The sequence below is a fragment of the Rhodoluna lacicola genome (assembly GCF_000699505.1).
GTDB classification, from domain to species: Bacteria; Actinomycetota; Actinomycetes; order Actinomycetales; family Microbacteriaceae; genus Rhodoluna; species Rhodoluna lacicola.
Genome location: NZ_CP007490.1, coordinates 726993 through 746722, shown reverse-complemented (window position 1 = coordinate 746722; position 19730 = coordinate 726993). Strand labels below are relative to the sequence as shown.

The window sequence follows — 19730 nt, the reverse complement described above, 5'->3', positions numbered from 1 at the left end:
ACAGCAGTTAGTTAGCGGTTTTTGTAGAGGCTATTCGCGACAGTAGACCATTCACAAATGAACCCGAATCATCGGTGGAGAGTTCTTTAGCCATCTCGACGGCCTCATTCACTGCCACGGCGTCTGGAACGTCTGGATTGTGAAGGATCTCCCATACGGCAACTCGAAGAATTGCGCGGTCTAGATTAGGCATGCGATCCAACGCCCAGCCCTGTGAAAAGGTCTCCAACAGATCATCGATTTCTTCATGGTGATCAACTACGCCTTGAACGATGTCTCGGGCATAGCCGAAAATAGCGTCCTGGTTTTGGCGATCTGCAGCCAATTCGGCTACATCATCTAAGAGGGTAAGTGGCGAAATCTTTCGAAGATCGGCTGCAAAAACAGCGTCAACAGCGCGTTTGCGAGCCTTAGTTCTGGCGCTCACCGATTAGTCGGTAACGCGACCAAGGTAATCACCGGTGCGGGTATCCACACGGACCTTGGTGTTGTTCTCAAGAAATAGTGGAACCTGAATCTGCAAACCTGTTTCAACGGTTGCTGGCTTGGTACCTCCGCTTGAGCGGTCACCCTGCAAGCCAGGCTCGGTGTATGTGACTTCAAGCACAACAGAGGCTGGAAGTTCAACGTAGATTGGGTTGCCCTCGTGCATAGCGACAGTTGCTTCTTGATTTTCGAGCATGTAATTGACTGCATCGCCAACAACAGCCTCTGGCAAGGTGACTTGATCGTAAGTGTCCTTGTCCATGAAAACGTAGCCCTCGCCATCGTTGTAGAGGTAGGTCATGTCACGTTTATCGACAGTTGCAACTTCTACCTTTACGCCTGCGTTAAAGGTCTTCTCGACCACTTTGCCGGTGAGCACGTTCTTCAACTTTGAGCGAACAAAGGCTGCTCCCTTACCCGGCTTGACGTGCTGGAATTCGGTCACAGCCCAAAGCTGACCTTCGATGTTTAGGACCATTCCGTTTTTTAGGTCGTTTGAAGTTGCCATGACGCAATCACTCGTTTCAATTTTTAGCGAATTCGGATGCGCTCGAAGCGCAATAACTTACCCAATTCTAGTGGCCCAAGACAGGCCATCCAGCGCTTATTTGGCTAGTTGTGCAAGCGCTAACAGGTAAGAATCCGAACCAAAGCCTGCGATAACTCCGGTGGCAACACCAGAAATGACACTGGTGTGGCGGAATTCCTCACGGGTGTGTGGGTTGCTCAGATGAACCTCGATTAATTTCAAACCAGCCTTGGTAATTTGCACGGCTGCATCTCGCAGGGAGTATGAGTAGTGAGTGAAGGCGGCCGGATTCAAGATCACGTTTTGTTGAGCGTCAACAGCCTCATGGATCCAAGCGATGAGTTCGCTTTCGCTGTCAGTCTGTCGAACATCTGCGCTTAGACCCAACTTTGTGGCAGCCGATTCAACCGCCGCAGTTAGCTCAGAAAAATCAAGGGCACCGTAGATGTCTGGTTCTCGAGACCCAAGGCGGCCAAGGTTTGGGCCATTTAAGACCAATACTTTCTGCATGTCTCTAGGTTAGCGCTAGGCAACGATTTCTTGGAAGGCTGCGTGCAGCATTTCTGGAGTTGGCGCGCTCATGATGGTTGGCTTGGCCAAGTCGTCTAGCACCACAAAACGCAACGTACCCGATCGGGTTTTCTTGTCACGTTGCATCGTTTCTAGCAACTGATTCCATTTATCTGCAGAGTATGCGATTGGCAATCCAAGCAGAGTCAGCACAGATCGGTGTCGATCGACGACTTCATCACTTAGGCGCCCAGCAAGGCGGGCAAGCTCGGCCACAAAAACCATGCCGATAGAAATGGCAGCACCGTGACGCCATTTATAACGCTCGGCATGCTCAATCGCGTGCCCTAGAGTGTGGCCGTAATTCAAAATCTCACGCAGCCCGGCCTCTTTGAAATCCTCTCCAACCACCCGTGCCTTGATAGCAACTGATCGCTCGATGATTTCTTGGAAGACAGCAGAACTTGGATCTGTTGCAGTCGGAACATCCGCCTCTATCAGTTCAAGAATTCGTGGGTCAGCAATGAAACCGTACTTAACTACCTCGCCAAAACCGGCAAGAATTTCGTTTCGCGCAAGCGACTGCAGGGTGTCTAGGTCAATAATCACTTTTGCTGGTGCGTGGAACACTCCAACTAGATTCTTTCCTTCACTGGTGTTTATTCCAGTCTTGCCACCAATCGCCGCATCAACCATTCCAAGCAGGGTGGTCGGAATTTGAATTAGTTTCACGCCACGCAACCAAGTTGCAGCAACAAATCCGGCCAAATCAGTGGTTGAGCCACCGCCAAAGCCAATCACCGCATCGGTTCGGGTGAAGTCAGCCTTACCCATGATTCCCCAGCAGAAAGCAGCAACTTCGACGCGCTTGGCATCTTCGCTGTCTGGCACACCCGCGAGGATAGCGTCAACTCCTGCAGCTATCAGAGTTTCCCTAAGGAGTTCGGCAGATGCTGTGAGGGCAACAGGATGCACAATAAGCACCTTGCTTACCTGTGGGCCAAGGCTGGCAGGCACCTCAGCCAGAAGTGCACGGCCAATCAAAATCTCGTACGGATCTACTCCGCTCACGTGAATCGTTTTTGCAGCGCTCATTAGATACTCAATCTCTCCCGAATTTCGGTAATGGTCTGGGCAAGTGGATGTCCTGAAGTATCAATTGTTAGGTCAGCAGTAGCTTGGTAAATGGGTTTACGAGAATCATAAATCCGCTTCCAATCTTCCATTCCATTCTTAAGTAATGGCCTAGAGCCGTTTCGAAGACGTGAGGCCATGTGCTTTCCGTCAGTTGCTAGGTAAATCACTGTGGCATTTCTAAGGAGTTCACGTGACTTTTCCAGCAGCACCGCCCCACCACCGGTGGCAACAATGCCCGGGTTTTTGAGTGCTCGTGCGAGCGCCTGATGTTCGATCTCACGAAAGGCTTCCTCGCCATGTTCGGCGAAATATTCTGCAATCTTGCCGTGCTCTTCGACGATTAGATTATCGGTGTCAGTAAAAGGGACCTTGAGAGCCCGAGCTAGTTTCTTTCCAACGGTACTTTTCCCAACGCCCATGGGGCCAATAAGAACTATGACCTCGGATTTTGCCGGCATTAGTTACTTGAATCAGCCGAAGTTAGCACAGCGGGAATGTTTGCAAGGTACGACTCAAGATTGCGCTTGGTTTCAGCCACAGAATCTCCACCGAATTTTTCGAGGACGGAATTGGCAATAGTAAGTGCAACCATTGCTTCAGCGACAACTCCTGCTGCAGGAACTGCACAAACGTCAGAGCGTTGGTGGTGTGCCTTTGCTGCTTCACCAGTTGCAACATCGATGGTCGCAAGAGCTTTTGGAATAGTGGAAATTGGTTTCATAGCCGCACGAACGCGCAGTACCTCGCCGTTGCTCATTCCGCCTTCGATTCCACCGGCACGATCCGTGAGTCTATGCACGACACCATTTGCATCACGTTGGATTTCATCATGTGCCACGGAGCCGCGACGGCGGGCGGTTTCAAAACCATCACCGACCTCGACACCTTTAATTGCCTGAATTCCCATGAGTGCTCCAGCCAGTTGTGAATCTAGTCGGCGATCCCAGTGCACAAAACTGCCAAGGCCCGGAGGCAAACCATAAACCAATGTCTCAACCACCCCGCCTAGGGTGTCGCCATCTTTATGACATTCATCAACTTCAGCAATCATCGCTGCTGATAGTTGCGCATTGAAACAGCGCATTGGGTCCTCATCGATTGCAGCAACGTCACCCGGCTTTGGCAGCGCTAAGTCGGCAGCAGCCATGACGGGACCAATACCAACGGTGTGGGTTACAAGTTCAATACCAAGTGCGCTCAAAAAGCTTGAAGCTACCGCGCCAAGGGCCACGCGTGCCGCTGTTTCACGAGCACTTGCTCTTTCCAAAATTGGTCGACTATCAAGAAAGCCATACTTTTGCATTCCGGTGAAATCGGCGTGGCCAGGTCTAGGCCTGGTTAGCGCCTCCGCGCGGGCGCCGGAGAGTTTGGCTTCATCAACCGGATCGGCTGACATCACATCTTTCCACTTTGGCCATTCGGTGTTAGCCACGGTAATCGCGACCGGTCCACCCATAGTCAGGCCGTGGCGAACGCCACCCGAGATCGAAACCTCATCTTGTTCAAATTTCATTCGGGCACCGCGACCATATCCCAGACGACGACGAGCAAGTGCAGTCTGCACATCCGCCGTGGTGATGGCAATTCCTGCTGGCAGGCCTTCTAGAACGGCAACGAGCTCAGGCCCGTGCGACTCTCCTGCGGTGATCCAACGTAACATAGTCCCATTTTGCCACAGTACGCCCAATAGTCAGGCCGATTGCGACTATTGCTCTAGTGCGATCCTCATAGCCTGCACGACCGCTATCTCGTTCGGTAATTCAGCCTCAGGATTTCCCGACTTGAAAATACGGATTTGAGCAACTGCCTGCCATATCAACATCTCTAAGCCGCTCACAACTTTTATGTTCTGTTTCATCCAAGCCTCTGCAAGCTGGCTTGGCCAAGGGTCATAGGCAACATCAAGAAGCATGCCACGGGGTCTAAAAAATCTGGAGTCAACGATTTTTTTAGTTGTACTATCCATGGCTCCACCAGGCAAGGTGGATATTGTTAGATCCGACTTGGTTATTGCTTTTCTAAGTCTTCGAACAACAGTTGCGCTAAGGCCAAGCTCACGGCCGAACTCAACGAGTATCTTCCTGGTCTTGGAATTACGTGCAAAAACCATAACGGAAGAACCAGGAGCGATTCTTGAAACTGCGACCATGGCTGAGGTTGCGGTTGCGCCGGATCCGATTATTAGACTTTGAGTCACCTGTTGATTGCCAACTGCCTGGACGATGCCAAATATATCGGTGTTGAAACCGTGCCACTGGTCATCGATTCGAACCAAAGTGTTGGAAGTCTTGGTTAGTGAAGATGATTCATCAATTACCTGAGCATAAAGAAACGCTTCTTCTTTTAACGGCATCGTAAGGCTAAATCCGTTGAGGTCAGACCCTTGGGTTTCAATGAATCGCTTAAGTGCTCCCTTTTTGACCTCAAATCGTGAGTAGTTCCAATCTTCACCAAGTACCCGATACGCTGCAGCGTGGATGGCGGGTGATTTTGAATGCGCGATCGGCGAGCCCAGAACCGCATAGTTTTTATTCATAGCCGGGGTTTTCCTTCATCCAGGCCAACCATTGAGCAACAGCCTTTTCATGTTGGGCGTAGGTTTCGCTAAACACTGTTTCACCAGTTTCAAGATTCACTGTGCAGAAATACAACCATTTCCCCTGTGCCGGGTTCAATGCCGCATCAATAGCTACCGAGCCGGGAGCAGAAATAGGCCCAATTGGAAGTCCAGGATATAGGTAGGTGTTGTAGCCGTTTTTATTCGCTCGATCCGCCCTAGATGTGCTGACGGTATTACCGCCAACTCCATAGCTAACCGTGGCGTCAGACTGTAGATGCATTCCTATTTCGATGCGATTAAGAAAAGTTCGCGAAACCCTGTAGAAATCCTCTTTTATCCGGGCTTCTTTCTGAATCACAGAGGCAAGTGTAAGTACCTCATGTGTCTTTGCTGCTGGTATTCCGAAGGAACGAATTTCTTGCTGCATTCGGTCAACCATTGTTTGCAGTATCTCTTTTGCCGTTGAGCCCGGTGCAAAGGTATAGGTTGCTGGGAATAGGTAGCCTTCAATGTTTGGCAATTCTGCGCTAAGCCCAAACACCTCTGGCTTGTTAAATAGCGATTCAAATTGGCTCTTGGGTAAACCCGTTGATTCGGCCAATACCCCAAAAAGCACGCTTGCCCGCAGACCCTCCTTTATGGTTGTACGCCGCAGTGATGCCGAATTTTGATCGGTGAGCGCTGAGATTGCATCAGCTGATCGCATCTGCAGCTTCAGCGTAAATATTCCAGGATAAAAAGTGGGATTCGTGTCCAGAATCAGTTGATACGTAGTGCGAAAATTCTTAATCACGCCGGCAGCTAACAATTGCTTTGTGATTGACTCCCCTGAATCGCCAGCCCTAACAGTGATTTGAACCTCGCCCGTTCCGGGACCAGGAAAATCGTTGCCTTGCATCTGCTCGAAGGCCGCACGAATCAAGCCCTTGTTCGCATACGCAACAGCGCCACCCAGAAGCAAAAGAAAGACAATAAATCCGGCAAGAACACGGCGACGCGATAACTTATTCAATTACTTCTCCTATCGCCTTGCCTGGCTTCTCACCAGTGCTCTTTTCCTGTTCAATTGCTTGTTCCAAGATAATGGTTGCAGCAATCTGGTCGATTATCTTGCGACCCGATTTTGAATCGCGGCCAGAAGTTTTGAGTGCATTCGCCGCGGTGATAGAAGTCATACGCTCGTCAATAAATCGAATTTCGGGAGCCACCAACACACTTAGTTGCTTGGCAAATTGGATTGCATCTTGAGTAGATGCCGAGTTGTTTCCAGACATGGAAATCGGAAGACCAACGTAGATCTCGATCGGTTCTATCTCGTCTACTAACTCGACGATTCTCTTAAGGCTTGGCTCAAGTTCGGCTCCACGCGCAACTGTTTCCAATCCAGAGGCAAGAATCGAGTGAAAGTCACTTGCAGCAACGCCAATGCGGACCTTGCCAACATCAACCGAGAGTCGACGACCAGACCGCACTACGCGCTCAGGGCTTCCTTGACTGCACTGATTGCTTCGGCAATTTTTGAAGCATCTGAGCCCCCGCCTTGAGCTATGTCATCTTTACCGCCACCACCACCGCCAAGAATGGCGCTTGCAATGTGAACTAGAGCGCCTGCTTTTGCGCCAGTTGCCCGAGCTGATTCAGTGGTGGCAATTACCAGCATTGGCTTGGCGTCGATGATCCCTAAGACGGCCGCTACCGCGTTTTCAGAAGAGACCTTCTCGCGTATTGAGGACGCAAAAGTACGAAGATCGTCTACTGAGCCAACTTCTCCAAGTTCTGCAGCGATGAATTTGGTGGAACCAATTTGCTGCGCAGCAGATACGAATTCTGGAATGCGAGTCGCAAGCTGACCTGCCTGAAGGGCAGCAAGTTTTCGCTGAGCTAACTTCAAGTCTTCGATGGTTGAGGTTAGTCGTTCTTCTAGTTGTTCCTTCGGCGACTTCAATACTTCAGTTAGGCGTGCAACCAATGCACGCTCTGCGGCAAAGGCGCGGAATGCTTCAATGCCGACCAGAGCCTCAACCCGTCGAGAGCCTGAACCAACCGAAGATTCGCCGATTAGTGAAATCATTCCGATTTGCGAGCTGTGATCTACGTGGGTACCCCCGCAGAGTTCGCGCGACCATGGCCCACCAATTTCTACGACGCGAACGCTTTCGTCATAGGTTTCACCAAAGAGGGCTACCGCCCCCCACTTTTTTGCCTCCGGCAAAGTCATGAACTGTGCAGTAACTGCCAGGTCCTTGCGAATGGCAAGGTTGCTGACCTCTTCGATTTCTGATTTAGTTTCGGCAGAGAGTGCTTGACCCCAAGCGAAATCAAGACGCAAGTAACCAGGCTTATTGTAGGAACCGCTCTGTAGAGCAGTTGGGCCAAGTACCTCACGCAAGGCCGCGTGAACTATGTGAGTTCCGGAGTGAGCCTGACGTGCACCGATTCTCCATTCGGCGTCAACCCTGGTTGATACCTTTTGGTCAATAGAGATTGATCCCTTGCGAACCAGCACCTTGTGACTAATCAAGCCCTTGACTGGTTTCTGCACGTCAAGCACTTCAAGTTCAATGCCGTCGCCAATTATTAGACCAGCGTCGGAGTCCTGACCGCCAGATTCAGCGTAGAAAGAAGTCTCGTCAAGAATTACCTCGGCAATTTGTCCTTGGGCTGCAGACTTGGTGTCTTTACCATCAACAATCAAGCCCAATACCTTGGCATCGGTTTCCAAAGACTCGTAACCGGTGAACTTGGTGACGCCCTTGGCACGGAAGTCTGAGTAAACCGAAAGATCAGTGCCGCCCAATTTCTTTTCGCGGGCATCGGCCTTAGCGCGATCGCGCTGCTCGGCCATCAACGACTTGAAACCATCGCGGTCAACCGTTAGACCCGCTTCTTCGGCTATCTCTAGAGTCAGATCGATTGGAAAGCCGTAGGTGTCGTGCAGCAGGAATGCAGCGTCGCCAGTAAGTTGAGTTGATTTTGCAGCCTTCACATCGGCAAGCGCCTGATCAAGGAACACGGTGCCTGCGGTAAGTGTGCGTAAGAAAGTTTCTTCCTCGCCAACTGCTGCGCGCAAAATGCGATCAAACTCGGCCTCGAGTTCTGGATAGGCAGCCTTCATGGCGTCTTTTGAAACTGTGAACAGCTCGGTAAATACCGGGCGCTCAACACCAAGCAAACGCATGGAGCGAACTGTGCGGCGAAGCAAACGACGAAGCACGTAGCCACGGCCATCATTTGCTGGAGTGACACCGTCGCCAATCAGCATCAATGCTGAACGAACGTGGTCGGCAACAACACGCATGCGAACGTCGTCTTCAACACTTGCGCCGTAGGTCTTGCCAGAAAGTTTTGCAGCCAGATCAAGTACCGGACGGACCTGATCAATCTCGTAAAGGTTTTCTACACCCTGCATCAAAAATGCAACACGTTCTAGACCCATACCGGTATCGATGTTCTTCTTTGGCAGTTCCCCAAGAATCTCGAAGCTGTCTTTTCCGGTTCCTTCGCCGCGTTCGTACTGCATGAAGACGAGGTTCCAGATTTCGATGTAGCGATCTTCGTCGGCCTCTGGTCCACCTTCGCGACCATAAGCTGGACCGCGATCGTAGTAAATTTCCGAGCAAGGTCCGGCCGGACCAGGCTGACCGGTTGACCAGTAGTTGTCTTTCATGCCGCGACGCTGAATTCGCTCCATCGGAATGTCGGCAACCTCACGCCAGATTCCTATTGACTCATCGTCGTCCTGGAAAACGGTCACCCAAAGCAGTTGCGGGTCTAACCCCAAGCAACCAGAATCCTTAGAGCCGGTGAGAAATTCCCATGCGTAAGCAATGGCTTCTTTTTTGAAATAGTCGCCGAACGAGAAGTTTCCGTTCATCTGGAAGAAGGTACCGTGACGGGTAGTCTTGCCAACCTCTTCAATGTCTAGCGTGCGCACACACTTCTGAACCGAAGTCGCTCGTGAGTAGGGAGCTGGAACAAGACCGCTCATGTAAGGAATGAATGGAACCATTCCGGCAACGGTGAAAAGCAGGGATGGGTCTTCGCTAATCAGCGAAGCAGAAGGTACAACTGTGTGGCCTTTGCTCTCGAAGAAATCGAGCCAGCGCCGGCGTATCTCGGCGGTCTGCACGATTACTTAGTTGCAGGCTTAGTTGCTGGAGACTTCTTTGCCGCTGGCTTCTTAGCAGCTGCCGGCTTTTTAGCGGCAGGCTTCTTGGCTGCAGGCTTCTTCGCAGCACTTGCTTTTGAAGAACGAGGAGTTCCAGTAAGTTCTGCGGTGCGGTCTAGGAATGCCTCAGTTGCGGTTTCGCCAAGTTCTTTAGCGCGCGCAGTCGCATCAGCAAGAAGGGCCTGAGCATTTGGGTTCTTATCAAGTTGCTTCTTGATTTCAACGCCGGCAAAAATACCAACGACTAGCCAAAAGATCTTCTTCATTTTGATTCCTACTTCTTTTTACCGGTCAGGGCGCTACGCAGGCTTTGAGTTAGGCCCGCAATTTTTACCAAAGGTGATCCAACTGCAGAAGAAAATACAGCAACAAGTGAACTGATGTTTGAAGTAACTTCTGCGACGTTCTCGGTGATTACATCCACGCGAGCCAACTGCTTGTTGGTTGCAGTCACGGTATCGGTTAGTTCAGTGAGCAATGGAGCAACGCTTTCGTTAAGATCGCGAATTGAATTGCGAGTCTCATCTAGTACGCGCCCAAGCTTTAGCAACGGCACTGCAATGAAAAGCACTAGAAGCACGAAGCCTCCGGCCGCTATCAATGCTGCAATGTCTCCACCGCTCATCTGAACTCCCCTAATTTCTATTGTTGTTGAATATCGGTGTCGCGATTAGCGAGCAGCGTAGTACTCAACCACAAGCTGAACTTCACAGGTAACTGGAACTTCAGCGCGCTTTGGACGGCGAACTAGAGTTGCGTGCAACTTGTCTAGTGAAACGTCTAGGTAGCCAGGTACTGGAGGTAGAACATCAACGTGTCCACCGGCAGCTGCAACCTGGAATGGCTCGGTAACTTCACTCTTCGCGTGAACGTGAACTAGCTGTCCAGGCTTTACGCGGAATGAAGGACGGTCAACGCGCTCTCCGTTGACAAGAATGTGACGGTGTACAACCATCTGACGTGCCTGTGCAATTGTGCGTGCGAAACCTGCGCGCAAAACGATCGCGTCAAGACGCATTTCTAGAAGCTCAACTAGGTTTTCACCAGTTAGACCCTCGGCGCGCTTTGCTTCAGCAAAGGTCTTACGAAGCTGTGCCTCGCGAATACCGTACTGAGCGCGAAGACGCTGCTTCTCGCGAAGACGAACGGCAAAGTCGCTGTCGGCCTTCTTCTTGGTGCGGCCGTGCTCACCAGGAGCGTAAGGGCGTTTTTCTAGATACTTTGCAGCCTTTGGAGTAAGAGCTAGTCCCAAAGCTCGCGACAAGCGAGTCTTGCTGCGGGTACGTGTTGTCTTTGACACGTGTTCCTTTCATTGAATCCGAAGATTCCTATAGCGGTAATTGTTCACAAGTCGGATCGAGGAGATCCTCTGCCACGGACCCTCTGGCTATAAGAAGGTCGCACCGTGAGTTGAGCATTCGTTCAGCCGCGATTGAATGCTCCAGTCGGCAACCTGACTATCCTAACAGCGACTTACGCGTGAATAAAGGGCAGTTGGCTATTTTTTGAATGAGCGAATGATTCCGCGCAGCTTGGCCCAGCGTTCAACAAGTTCTCTTTCAACACCGATATCCTTCGGCTTGAAATAGCTTCGGTTCAGAGTCTTGTCGTCAAGGTAGCGCTGCGGGACGACCGCTTTTGGGTCATCATGTGGGTATAGGTAGCCAACGCCCGCCCCGGCACCCTTTGCGCCGGCATGATTAGAGCTGCGCAGTGGCTTTGGCACCTCGCCAAACAGGCCGGCTCGCACATCTTCAATTGCCTGATTGATTGCGTTGTATGCCGAGTTAGATTTTGGTGCCAGGCACAGGTAAATAGTGGCCTCGGCAAGCGGAATGCGGCCTTCCGGCATGCCGATCATCGCCACGGCCTCAGCAGCGGCAACTGCAAGCGGCAATGCGTGAGGATCGGCAAGACCAATGTCCTCTGCGGCCAGGATTATCAGGCGTCTGGCGATGAATCTAGGGTCTTCACCAGCCTCAATCATTCGAGCCAAGTAGTGAACGGCGGCATCGGCGTCCGAACCACGAACCGACTTGATAAAGGCGCTGATTACGTCGTAATGCTGGTCGCCGTCCTTGTCGTATCGAACCAGCGCTCGATCCATGGCGGCCGAAACGTGTTCCTCAAGAACTGCCGTGGTTGAATTTGAAGCACTTATGGGGGCATTCCCAATTGCGACGGTGGCCGCTGCCTCCAATATTGTTAGCGCCCGGCGGGCATCTCCCCCTGAAACCAGGGCAATTTGCGCAAGTACGTCTTCGTCAGCTGAAATCGCACCAGCGAGTCCTTGCGGAGCAAGTACAGCTCTTTTTAGCACAGTCACCAAATCCGCGTCAGATATCAGAGTGAGGGTTAGCAGCAGCGATCTTGATAAAAGTGGCGAGATTACCGAGAAACTTGGGTTTTCAGTGGTCGCTGCGATCAGCACAATCCAGCCGTTTTCAACACCGGGTAGCAATGCGTCCTGCTGTGCCTTTGAAAAGCGGTGAATTTCGTCTAGAAAAAGCACGGTGTTCACGCCGTAGGCATCCCGATCGGCGCGGGCCCGCTCCATAACTTCGCGAACGTCCTTGACTCCGGCAGTAATTGCGCTTAGTTCAACGAATCTGCGTCCACTGAGACGGGCCACCAGCTGAGCAATGGTTGTCTTGCCTGTACCCGCCGGACCCCAGAGAATCACTGACACCGATGAGGATCTCTCACCGGGGATGGCTTTCGTGGCCAGTGCCTGAAGCGGAGAACCCGGCTTAAGTAAGTGGCCCTGCCCGACTAACTCTTCGAGACTGGTTGGGCGCATGCGGGCGGCCAAAGGCATGGCGCCCGAAAATAGCCCGGTTTGGTCTGACATAGCCTTCAGGCTAGCCGATGTCTGATGCCGGACGTGAGAATTGGTTGCTAAAGGTGCGTAAAATCAAGTGAGAAAAATAAAAAGGAACGTAAATTGGCCTCAAAGAAAAAGACCCAGAACATCTATGCCTCAGCCCAAGCGAGTGCTCAAAAATTTGAGGCTCACAAGGCTGCTGCCGCGATAAAGAAGGCCCAACAGGCTTCCGATAATCGTTTTGCCCTGATTGTTTCGGGCGGTGCCGTTGTTGCAGCCATGGTTTTGCAACTGGCATACTTTGGATTCGGTCCAGGTCAGGCCGGGTCGACGCCAGCAGCTTCTGAGTCAGTGGCGACAAACTCATCCTTGGTTCCCGCGCCGGATTTGGCTTTGGGTCGCGAATGGACTGGTTCGATCGAGGTTGGTGGCAGTACCTTAGCTGTCTCGCTTGACGGAGCAAAAGCTCCGCAGGCTGTGGCCAACTTTCTGAGCTTGGCAAATAAGAAATTTTTTGACGGCATAGCTTGTCATCGACTGACCACCGCTGGAATCTACGTCCTTCAGTGCGGTGACCCAAACGGAGATGGAAGTGGTGGCCCCGGCTACAACTGGGGGCCTATTGAGAATGCCCCAGCAGACAATCTTTACAAAGAGGGAGTCTTAGCAATGGCAAGGGTTGGCGGGGATGCATCAAGCATGGGCAGTCAATTTTTCATCGTTTACAAGGACAGCAATATTCCAAGTGACGCCGTCGGTGGTTACACCGTTTTCGGAAAAGTCACTAAGGGTCTTAGTGGGCTCAACAAGATAATCAAAGCCGGCACTCAAGATGGTTCTTCGGATGGCAAGCCAGCCATCGAAACCAAGCTCGGCGCCATCGACCTAAAATAAAGAGCAAGTCCACCGGTCTAGATTTCTAGACGCCTAAAAAAATAGGAGCCATAAATGTCAACCACACAGTTCGGTCGCGTAGACGCCGAAAACAACGTATTCGTAATTGACGGATCAGAACGCAAGGTTGGCCAGTACCCCGGCGTGACTCCTGATGAGGCACTTGCATACTTTGTTCGTAAATTTGAGGATCTTGCTGCCCAGGTCCGAATTCTCGAACAACGTGTTGCCAACAAAGTTGACTCGCATGGCATGAAAAAGATTGCCGCAAAATTAGTTGAGGATCTTAGGGAACCAGCGGCGGTAGGTGACCTTGCTGATCTTCGCCGTCGCGTAAACAACCTCGATGAGAAAATAACCGCTCTTGTGGCCGAGAAGCACGAGGCAACCAAAGAGGCCACCGCCGAAGCACTCGCCTCTCGTCTCAAGATTGCAGAGCGCGCAGAGCAAATCGCAAATCAAGACGCTTCAAAAACACAGTGGAAGAGCTCCGGAGCAGAGATGACAAAGCTCTTTGAGCAATGGCAAGAACTTCAGAAATCCGGACCTAAAGTATCTAAGTCTGAGGCGGATGCAATTTGGAAGCGATTCTCAAGTGCCCGCACCCGTTTTGAAACCGCAAAGCGTGGCTACTTTGCCGGGCTTGACGCAACTAACAAGATTGTCAAGGCAAAAAAGAATTCAATCGTAGAAGCGGCTGAGGCTTTGGCTGCAAAGGGCTCAGATGACATTGCTGCTTATCGCAAGCTGCTTGACGAATGGAAGGCAAGCGGTCGCACTCCCGGTAAATCAGATGATGCTCTGTGGGCGCGTTTCAAGTCTGCCGGTGACACCATCTTTGCAAAGAAGTCAGAGACCGCGGTTGTCGAGAACGCAGAACAAGAAAAGAACTTGGCAATCAAGCTTGAAATCATAAAAGACGCAGCAAGCATTGATCCAGAAAAGGACCTTGCGGGCGCAAAGAAGGCCCTTCAAGTTATTCAGCAGCGTTGGGAAAAAGCTGGAAAAGTTCCCAAGGATAAATTGCGTGAGACAGAAGACAAGCTGCGTGCTATCGAGGCGAAAGTTCGAAAGGTTGAGGAAGAACAGTGGCGCAAGACCGACCCTGCTGCTATTGAGCGTTCGAACAGCGTCACGACTCAGCTTGAGGATTCAATCAAGAAACTAGAAGCTGCCCTAGAAAAGGCCACCGCATCCAAGGATGCTAAGAAAATTAAGGATGCAACTGAGGCCCTTGAGGCTCGTAAGGCATGGCTAGAGGTTGTCAAAGCATCAATGGCGTAAAAGTTTAAGCGTTACTTACCCTGTATACGTCGTAGACGGCTTCAATGCGGCGAACCGCATTCAGTAAATGCTCTAGTAGATTCGCGTCGCCCATTTCAAACACAAAACGGCTTAGTGCCACTCGATCTGATCTGGTTGATACTGAGGCTGACAGAATGTTCACGTGGTGTTCCGAGAGCACTCGGGTCACATCTGACAAGAGGCCACCGCGGTCCAGGGCCTCTATTTGAATCTGAACTAAAAACAGGCTCTTAGATGTTGGTGCCCAACTGACATCCATTAATCGCTCTGGTTCAAGCATTAGTTGCTCAACGTTTTTACAATCGGAGCGATGAACTGAGACGCCACTACCCCTGGTCACGAAGCCAATGATTTTGTCACCGGGTACTGGCGTGCAGCAACGCGCTAATTTAACTAAGACGTCAGCGTCACCCTTTACCAAAATTCCAGCGTCATTTGATCGTTGACGATTTACGCTTCTTGGTGAAGGTGGCAGTTGGAATTCGTTCTCTTCATTCTCGCCATGCGTGATTGCATTGACCAGTTTCTCAACTACTGACTGTGCCGAGACATGATTGACACCGATGGCGGCGTAGAGTCCCTCAACGTTTGGAAAGCGAAGCTCCCCGGCAAGCTTCACCAACTCATCGGCGGCCATCAAACGTTGAAGCGGAAGATTTTGCTTTCTGAGCGCTTTGGCTAGCATCTCTTTGCCGTGCTCGATTGCATCGTCTCTGCGCTCAATTGCGAAATGCTGTTTGATTTTCGCTCTTGCCCTTGGAGACTTTACGAAGTTGAGCCAATCTTTACTTGGTCCTGCATCTGGTGACTTAGATGTGAAAATCTCGACAACATCACCCGACTGCAATGCAGTCTCAAGAGGAACCAGTCTGCCATTGACCTTTGCGCCCATGGTGCGGTGGCCGACATCGGTGTGAATTGTGTAGGCAAAGTCAACGGGGGTTGCACCGCCTGGAAGACCGATCACTTTACCCTTGGGCGTAAATACGTAAACTTCCTTTGCACCAATTTCGAATCTGAGAGAATCTAAAAATTCTGACGGATCCTGAGTTTCAGCTTGCCAATCGGTTAGGTGCTTTAGCCAAACCAGATCTTCATCGGCGGTCTCCCCTGATTTTCCAACCTGTTCCTTATATTTCCAGTGTGCGGCTACACCATATTCCGCTCTGTTGTGCATCTCGTGAGTACGAATTTGAATTTCAACAGGTCTACCCTGAGGTCCGATAACCGTGGTGTGCAACGACTGGTAAAGATTGAACTTTGGCATCGCAATGTAGTCTTTGAACCTACCCGGAACTGGATTCCATCTAGCGTGGATCGAACCTAACACCGCATAACAATCTCGGACTTCATCTACCAGAACTCGAATGCCAACTAAGTCATAGATATCATCGAATTCCCGACCTCGTACGACCATTTTCTGGTAAATCGAGTAGTACTGCTTAGGCCGGCCGGCTACCGACCCTCGAATCTTTGCTTCTTGAAGGTCCTGATTGATGGAATCGATAACGCTATCGATAAACTCGGCGCGCTTTGGAGTTCGCTGAGTGACCAAGTTCACGATCTCTTCGTAGACCTTTGGATAAAGAACTGAGAAAGAAATATCCTCGAGTTCCCATTTGATGGTGCTAATTCCCAACCGATGAGCAAGTGGTGCGTAAATTTCTAGGGTTTCCTGGGCTTTGCGCTTCGCTGATTCCTCGGGAACGAACCCCCAGGTTCGAGCATTGTGTAGCCTGTCGGCAAGCTTGATCACCAAAACACGGATGTCTTTTGACATGGCAACGACCATCTTGCGGACGGTTTCGGCTTGGGCATGATCACCAAATTTGACCTTGTCTAGCTTGGTGACTCCATCAACGAGCATGGCAATCTCGTCGCCAAACTCTTTCCGAAGCATCTCAAGGGTGTAATCCGTATCCTCAACCGTGTCATGCAAAAGAGCAGCAGCAAGAGTGATGGGGCCAATTCCCAATTCGGCGAGGATCTTCGTGACCGCCAGCGGGTGGGTAATGTACGGTTCACCCGATTTGCGCTGCTGAGGACGATGCGCCTCCTCGGCGACAACAAAGGCACGTTCGATTACGGAGAGATCGGCTTTTGGATGGTTTTGTTTGGCAAGACGAAGGATATCGCCCAGCTCTGCTGCGTAGGGCCCTGATTTTGAAAATAATTTGGGCAGGCGATTGCGCAGGACTGAAATGCTACCTGTAGGTGTTGAATCACTCACGCCTGGCCCTTCCTTTAGGAATAGCCTACAACGAGCGAATTACTTGGTTGCGAGAATCTTTTCCGAAGCCCTCTTGTACTTAGCTTCACCTTCACGAAGGTGACTGTAAAGAGGCGCCGCGATGAAGATTGTTGAGTAGGTACCAACGATGATTCCGATAAACAAGGCAAGGGCAATGTCTCGCAAGGTTCCTGCGCCTAGCAATGTAGCACCAATGAACAAAATCGATGCAACCGGTAGCACAGCGACAATAGAAGTATTGATGGAACGGACCAGAGTTTGGTTGATAGCGTAGTTAACCTGCTGAGCGAAAGTTGTAGTCTCACTAAATTCAACTTCAAATGTGTTTTCACGAATCTTGTCGAACACAACAACGGTGTCGTAAAGCGAGTATCCAAGAATAGTTAAGAAGCCAATCACCGCAGCCGGTGTGACCTCGAACCCAAGTGCACCATAGAGTCCCGCGGTAATTATTAGGTCATGCACAAGAGCAGCAACAGCGGCCAGTGACATCTTCAATGTTCGGAAGTAAAGAGCCATCAGAACAGCAGCCAGAGCAATGAACACAACAAGTCCATTAAGGGCTTTGCCGGTTACATCGGCTCCCCAGTTTGCACCGATGAAAGAGCTGGCTACTGAGCTACTGTCAACCCCGTAGGCCTGAGCCAGTGAGACTCGGACTTCCTCTGATTTGATGTCGGTGAGTTGCTCTGTCTGCACACGAATGCCATTAGTCCCCACATTGGTGACTAGAGGTTGGGATTCTGGCTCAACTTTTTGGACAGCTTCTACTGCTATTTGCTGAGATGAATCGGATACACCTGAAACTCGGAATTCGGAGCCTCCACGGAATTCAATACCAAAGTTGAAACCTCCACGAAGTGAAGGAAGAACCACGGCAAGAATAATCATCACAATAGCGATGCCATAGAAAGTCTTGCGTCGACCTACAAAATTAATCGAACGCTTTCCTGTGTAGAGATCGTTGCCGAAATCGCTGAACTTAGACATTAGTTGCTCTCCTCAGCTGAATTATTTTGTGCGGCCTTACGTTCCGCAATGGTTTGACGCTTTGCCGCTTCCTTTGAAGCCTGAGCTGCCTTTGTTGCTGGAACAGACTTAGCAGTTCTAAATTGACCACGCCCAACATAACCGGTTGCTCCAAGAGCCTTGGCGTCAAAACCAGACCACGGGTGTCCGGAGCTGAAGAAATTAACCCTGGCTAGCAACTGCAAGATTGGGTGGGTGAAGATCATCGCGACGCCCAAGTCGATTAGCGTAGTGAGTCCAAGCGTGAATGCGAAGCCACGTACGTTTCCTACAGTTAGCAAGTAAAGAACAACCGCAGCCAACAAGCTAACAGAGCCAGAGACAATGATTGTTCTGAATGCTCGTTTCCAGCCTTGCTCAACTGCAGCGGCGACTGAACGACCATCGCGGAGTTCATCTCGCACACGCTCAAAGTAAACGATGAACGAGTCAGCTGTAATACCGATTGCAACAATCAATCCGGCTACTCCGGCAAGCGACAGGCGGTAGCCCTGTCGCCAAGAGAGAATCGTGATCACCAAGTAAACCAGAATCGCAGCTACGGCAAGAGATCCAACAGTAACGATGGCGAGGCCACGGTACTGGAATGTCGAGTAGATGATTACGAGTAGAAGACCAATTGCTCCAGCCAACAAACCACCAGCAAGCTGCTCAGAGCCCAGGGTTGCAGAAATGTTCTCTTGGCTTTGAACTTCAAAACCAATAGGTAGCGAACCGTACTTTAGAGAATCGGCAAGAGCCTTGGAAGTTAACTTGTCAAAATTTCCGGTAATTTGGGCAGACCCACCGCTAATTACGGCATTCGTTGTTGGGGCCGTAATCACGTAGCCATCAAGAGTGACGGCAAAGCGATTTTTTGGCTCGGTCTGTGGGAAAAGGCGGGCCGTCACATCGGCGAATTGCTTTGTGCCAGTTGCATCAAAATCAAGATTCACAGCCCAGGTGTTGGTTGATGCCCCAGTAGATGTCGTGATGGTTCCCGCGTTCGCGTCAGCGATATTAGAACCCTCGATCTCCACCGGACCAAGCACGAACTTTTCATAACCACTTGAGTCACAGGTGATCAGTGGAAGGGTTGAATCGTCCACTTGCCCTGGCTCGCGGAAAGTCTTGGAGCAATCTAACGCGTCGAAAGCAGCCTTGAGTTCAGCGGTTACCCACGCGCTGTCACTTGCGTCAGTCGGTGATGCGCTAGGTTTTGCAGCCTCGCTTGATGCATCTGTGGATGTGGCTGCAGTAGCAGATTGTGATGCAAGGATTACCGGGCGAAACTGAAGCTTTGCACTTGATCGGATTAGCTTCAGGGTGTTCTCATCGGGAGTTCCAGGAATTTCAACGATGATGTTGCTGGCACCCTGGGTTTTTACAGATGCTTCGCTAACGCCCGTGGCGTCAACGCGTTGACGAATAATTCCTACTGCCTGATTCAACTGCTCTTCAGTTACGGTTGCGCCATCAGCTAGTTGAGGAGCCAAAATGATCTGCGTTCCACCCTGAAGGTCCAGAGCAAGCTTTGGAGCGAATGAAGCACCAGAACCGGTTACTGAACCAAGTCCAATGAGACCAACCAATACGACAATGATGCCGCCGAGCCAGGTCAGTCGCTTTCGGGCGCTCTTTGTTACAGAAGAATCAGACACAGAAAAATCCTTATTTAGATTGGCTACTTAGCCGCAGGCTTTGAGGCAGGCTTTTTAGCCGCTGGCTTTTTTGCAGCAGGCTTTGCAGTTGTTTTTACTTCTGACTTTTCTTCAACGGTGCCCTTTGCCGGGGCTGCCTCAACGTTGCGAATTGCACCTTTTAGGAAAGCAATTTTGGTTCCTGGGGTGCTTTCCAAGATGGCGCGATCGCCATCTATCGAGGTAATTTTGCCGGTGATCCCGCTGTGCAGGACTACTTTTGAACCAACCTTTACGCTAGCAAGCAGCTCTGCCGCCTGCTTCTTGCGCTTGCGAGAGCTCAAAAACATCATCGCGATAAGAATTGCGAGTGCGACTACGAGGAATACGTCCTGAGACATGGTGGCCTATCGTTTGG

Annotated in this window: 20 protein-coding genes; 2 read left to right on the top strand and 18 right to left on the bottom strand. The window is 50.9% G+C overall.

From position 1 onward, the window contains the following. Nucleotides 1-7: 7 nt before the first annotated feature. From nusB to RHOLA_RS03590, 14 genes are all read right to left on the bottom strand, one after another. Nucleotides 8-427 carry a transcription antitermination factor NusB gene (gene nusB / locus RHOLA_RS03655; protein WP_038502413.1) on the bottom strand — a complete coding sequence of 140 codons (420 nt, stop codon included), beginning with the start codon at nt 425-427 and terminating at the stop codon, nt 8-10. Nucleotides 428-430: 3 nt separating this feature from the next. Next, entirely contained in the window at nt 431-994 is a 564-nt protein-coding gene (efp, locus tag RHOLA_RS03650; protein ID WP_038502412.1) for an elongation factor P, read from the bottom strand. A 96-nt stretch (nt 995-1090) separates the two neighbouring features. Next, the gene (locus RHOLA_RS03645) at nt 1091-1525 is read right to left on the bottom strand and encodes a type II 3-dehydroquinate dehydratase (RefSeq protein ID WP_038502411.1); all 435 of its coding nucleotides are present in this window, start codon (nt 1523-1525) and stop codon (nt 1091-1093) included. A gap of 15 nt (nt 1526-1540) precedes the next feature. Continuing rightward, nucleotides 1541-2620, bottom strand: a complete 1080-nt coding sequence (gene aroB / locus RHOLA_RS03640) for a 3-dehydroquinate synthase (protein WP_038502410.1) — start codon at nt 2618-2620, stop codon at nt 1541-1543. Continuing rightward, entirely contained in the window at nt 2620-3120 is a 501-nt protein-coding gene (locus RHOLA_RS03635) for a shikimate kinase (protein WP_038502408.1), read from the bottom strand. Before RHOLA_RS03635 ends, aroB begins: the two co-directional genes overlap by 1 nt. After that, nucleotides 3120-4322 carry a chorismate synthase gene (aroC, locus tag RHOLA_RS03630; protein WP_038502407.1) on the bottom strand — a complete coding sequence of 401 codons (1203 nt, stop codon included), beginning with the start codon at nt 4320-4322 and terminating at the stop codon, nt 3120-3122. The genes RHOLA_RS03635 and aroC overlap by 1 nt, the downstream gene beginning before the upstream one ends. Nucleotides 4323-4367: 45 nt before the next feature. After that, nucleotides 4368-5198 carry a shikimate dehydrogenase family protein gene (locus tag RHOLA_RS03625; RefSeq protein WP_038502406.1) on the bottom strand — a complete coding sequence of 277 codons (831 nt, stop codon included), beginning with the start codon at nt 5196-5198 and terminating at the stop codon, nt 4368-4370. Continuing rightward, nucleotides 5191-6234 (bottom strand): endolytic transglycosylase MltG, encoded by a 1044-nt coding sequence (gene mltG, locus RHOLA_RS03620; RefSeq protein WP_051636250.1) that lies wholly within the window; start codon nt 6232-6234, stop codon nt 5191-5193. The genes RHOLA_RS03625 and mltG overlap by 8 nt, the downstream gene beginning before the upstream one ends. Continuing rightward, complete coding sequence (gene ruvX, locus RHOLA_RS03615) at nt 6227-6694, bottom strand: Holliday junction resolvase RuvX (protein WP_038502405.1); 468 nt, start codon at nt 6692-6694, stop codon at nt 6227-6229. The genes mltG and ruvX overlap by 8 nt, the downstream gene beginning before the upstream one ends. Further along, complete coding sequence (gene alaS, locus RHOLA_RS03610; RefSeq protein WP_038502403.1) at nt 6694-9351, bottom strand: alanine--tRNA ligase; 2658 nt, start codon at nt 9349-9351, stop codon at nt 6694-6696. The genes ruvX and alaS overlap by 1 nt, the downstream gene beginning before the upstream one ends. Nucleotides 9352-9353: 2 nt before the next feature. Beyond that, nucleotides 9354-9656, bottom strand: coding sequence for a hypothetical protein (locus RHOLA_RS07330; protein ID WP_038502402.1), 303 nt, complete (start codon nt 9654-9656; stop codon nt 9354-9356). Between the two features lie 8 nt (nt 9657-9664). Further along, on the bottom strand, nt 9665-10015 hold the full coding sequence (locus RHOLA_RS03600) for a DUF948 domain-containing protein (protein ID WP_038502401.1): 351 nt from the start codon (nt 10013-10015) through the stop codon (nt 9665-9667). A gap of 45 nt (nt 10016-10060) precedes the next feature. Then, nucleotides 10061-10690, bottom strand: coding sequence for a 30S ribosomal protein S4 (gene rpsD, locus RHOLA_RS03595; protein ID WP_038502399.1), 630 nt, complete (start codon nt 10688-10690; stop codon nt 10061-10063). 198 nt (nt 10691-10888) lie between these two features. Further along, nucleotides 10889-12241: a replication-associated recombination protein A gene (locus tag RHOLA_RS03590; protein WP_084321375.1), complete on the bottom strand. Its 1353-nt coding sequence runs from the start codon at nt 12239-12241 to the stop codon at nt 10889-10891. A gap of 93 nt (nt 12242-12334) precedes the next feature. Here RHOLA_RS03590 and RHOLA_RS03585 point away from each other — a divergent pair, with 93 nt between their 5' ends. Beyond that, nucleotides 12335-13108 (top strand): peptidylprolyl isomerase, encoded by a 774-nt coding sequence (locus tag RHOLA_RS03585; RefSeq protein ID WP_051636249.1) that lies wholly within the window; start codon nt 12335-12337, stop codon nt 13106-13108. A gap of 54 nt (nt 13109-13162) precedes the next feature. Continuing rightward, complete coding sequence (locus tag RHOLA_RS03580; RefSeq protein WP_038502398.1) at nt 13163-14392, top strand: DUF349 domain-containing protein; 1230 nt, start codon at nt 13163-13165, stop codon at nt 14390-14392. 4 nt (nt 14393-14396) lie between these two features. Here the strand turns inward: RHOLA_RS03580 and RHOLA_RS03575 are convergent, their stop codons facing one another. Genes RHOLA_RS03575 through yajC form a run of 4 tightly spaced genes read right to left on the bottom strand, consistent with a single transcriptional unit; the run spans nt 14397 to nt 19713 of the window. After that, nucleotides 14397-16643, bottom strand: a complete 2247-nt coding sequence (locus tag RHOLA_RS03575) for a RelA/SpoT family protein (protein WP_038502397.1) — start codon at nt 16641-16643, stop codon at nt 14397-14399. Between the two features lie 39 nt (nt 16644-16682). After that, a complete protein-coding gene (gene secF, locus RHOLA_RS03570) occupies nt 16683-17654 on the bottom strand; it encodes a protein translocase subunit SecF (RefSeq protein WP_038502395.1) in 972 nt (323 codons plus the stop codon). Next, nucleotides 17654-19333 (bottom strand): protein translocase subunit SecD, encoded by a 1680-nt coding sequence (gene secD, locus RHOLA_RS03565; protein WP_038502394.1) that lies wholly within the window; start codon nt 19331-19333, stop codon nt 17654-17656. The genes secF and secD overlap by 1 nt, the downstream gene beginning before the upstream one ends. 23 nt (nt 19334-19356) lie before the next feature. Further along, on the bottom strand, nt 19357-19713 hold the full coding sequence (gene yajC / locus RHOLA_RS07065) for a preprotein translocase subunit YajC (protein WP_051636248.1): 357 nt from the start codon (nt 19711-19713) through the stop codon (nt 19357-19359). Nucleotides 19714-19730: the final 17 nt, after the last annotated feature.

Bases quoted from the DNA above. Each gene is read 5' to 3' on its own strand.
- RHOLA_RS07330 (WP_038502402.1), bottom strand. From the start codon at position 9,656: ATGAAGAAGATCTTTTGGCTAGTCGTTGGTATTTTTGCCGGCGTTGAA.
- efp (WP_038502412.1), bottom strand. From the start codon at position 994: ATGGCAACTTCAAACGACCTAAAAAACGGAATGGTCCTAAACATCGAA.
- secF (WP_038502395.1), bottom strand. From the start codon at position 17,654: ATGTCTAAGTTCAGCGATTTCGGCAACGATCTCTACACAGGAAAGCGT.
- aroC (WP_038502407.1), bottom strand. From the start codon at position 4,322: ATGTTACGTTGGATCACCGCAGGAGAGTCGCACGGGCCTGAGCTCGTT.
- aroB (WP_038502410.1), bottom strand. From the start codon at position 2,620: ATGAGCGCTGCAAAAACGATTCACGTGAGCGGAGTAGATCCGTACGAG.
- RHOLA_RS03580 (WP_038502398.1), top strand. From the start codon at position 13,163: ATGTCAACCACACAGTTCGGTCGCGTAGACGCCGAAAACAACGTATTC.
- RHOLA_RS03600 (WP_038502401.1), bottom strand. From the start codon at position 10,015: ATGAGCGGTGGAGACATTGCAGCATTGATAGCGGCCGGAGGCTTCGTG.
- RHOLA_RS03625 (WP_038502406.1), bottom strand. From the start codon at position 5,198: ATGAATAAAAACTATGCGGTTCTGGGCTCGCCGATCGCGCATTCAAAA.
- RHOLA_RS03590 (WP_084321375.1), bottom strand. From the start codon at position 12,241: ATGTCAGACCAAACCGGGCTATTTTCGGGCGCCATGCCTTTGGCCGCC.
- yajC (WP_051636248.1), bottom strand. From the start codon at position 19,713: ATGTCTCAGGACGTATTCCTCGTAGTCGCACTCGCAATTCTTATCGCG.
- RHOLA_RS03635 (WP_038502408.1), bottom strand. From the start codon at position 3,120: ATGCCGGCAAAATCCGAGGTCATAGTTCTTATTGGCCCCATGGGCGTT.
- RHOLA_RS03645 (WP_038502411.1), bottom strand. From the start codon at position 1,525: ATGCAGAAAGTATTGGTCTTAAATGGCCCAAACCTTGGCCGCCTTGGG.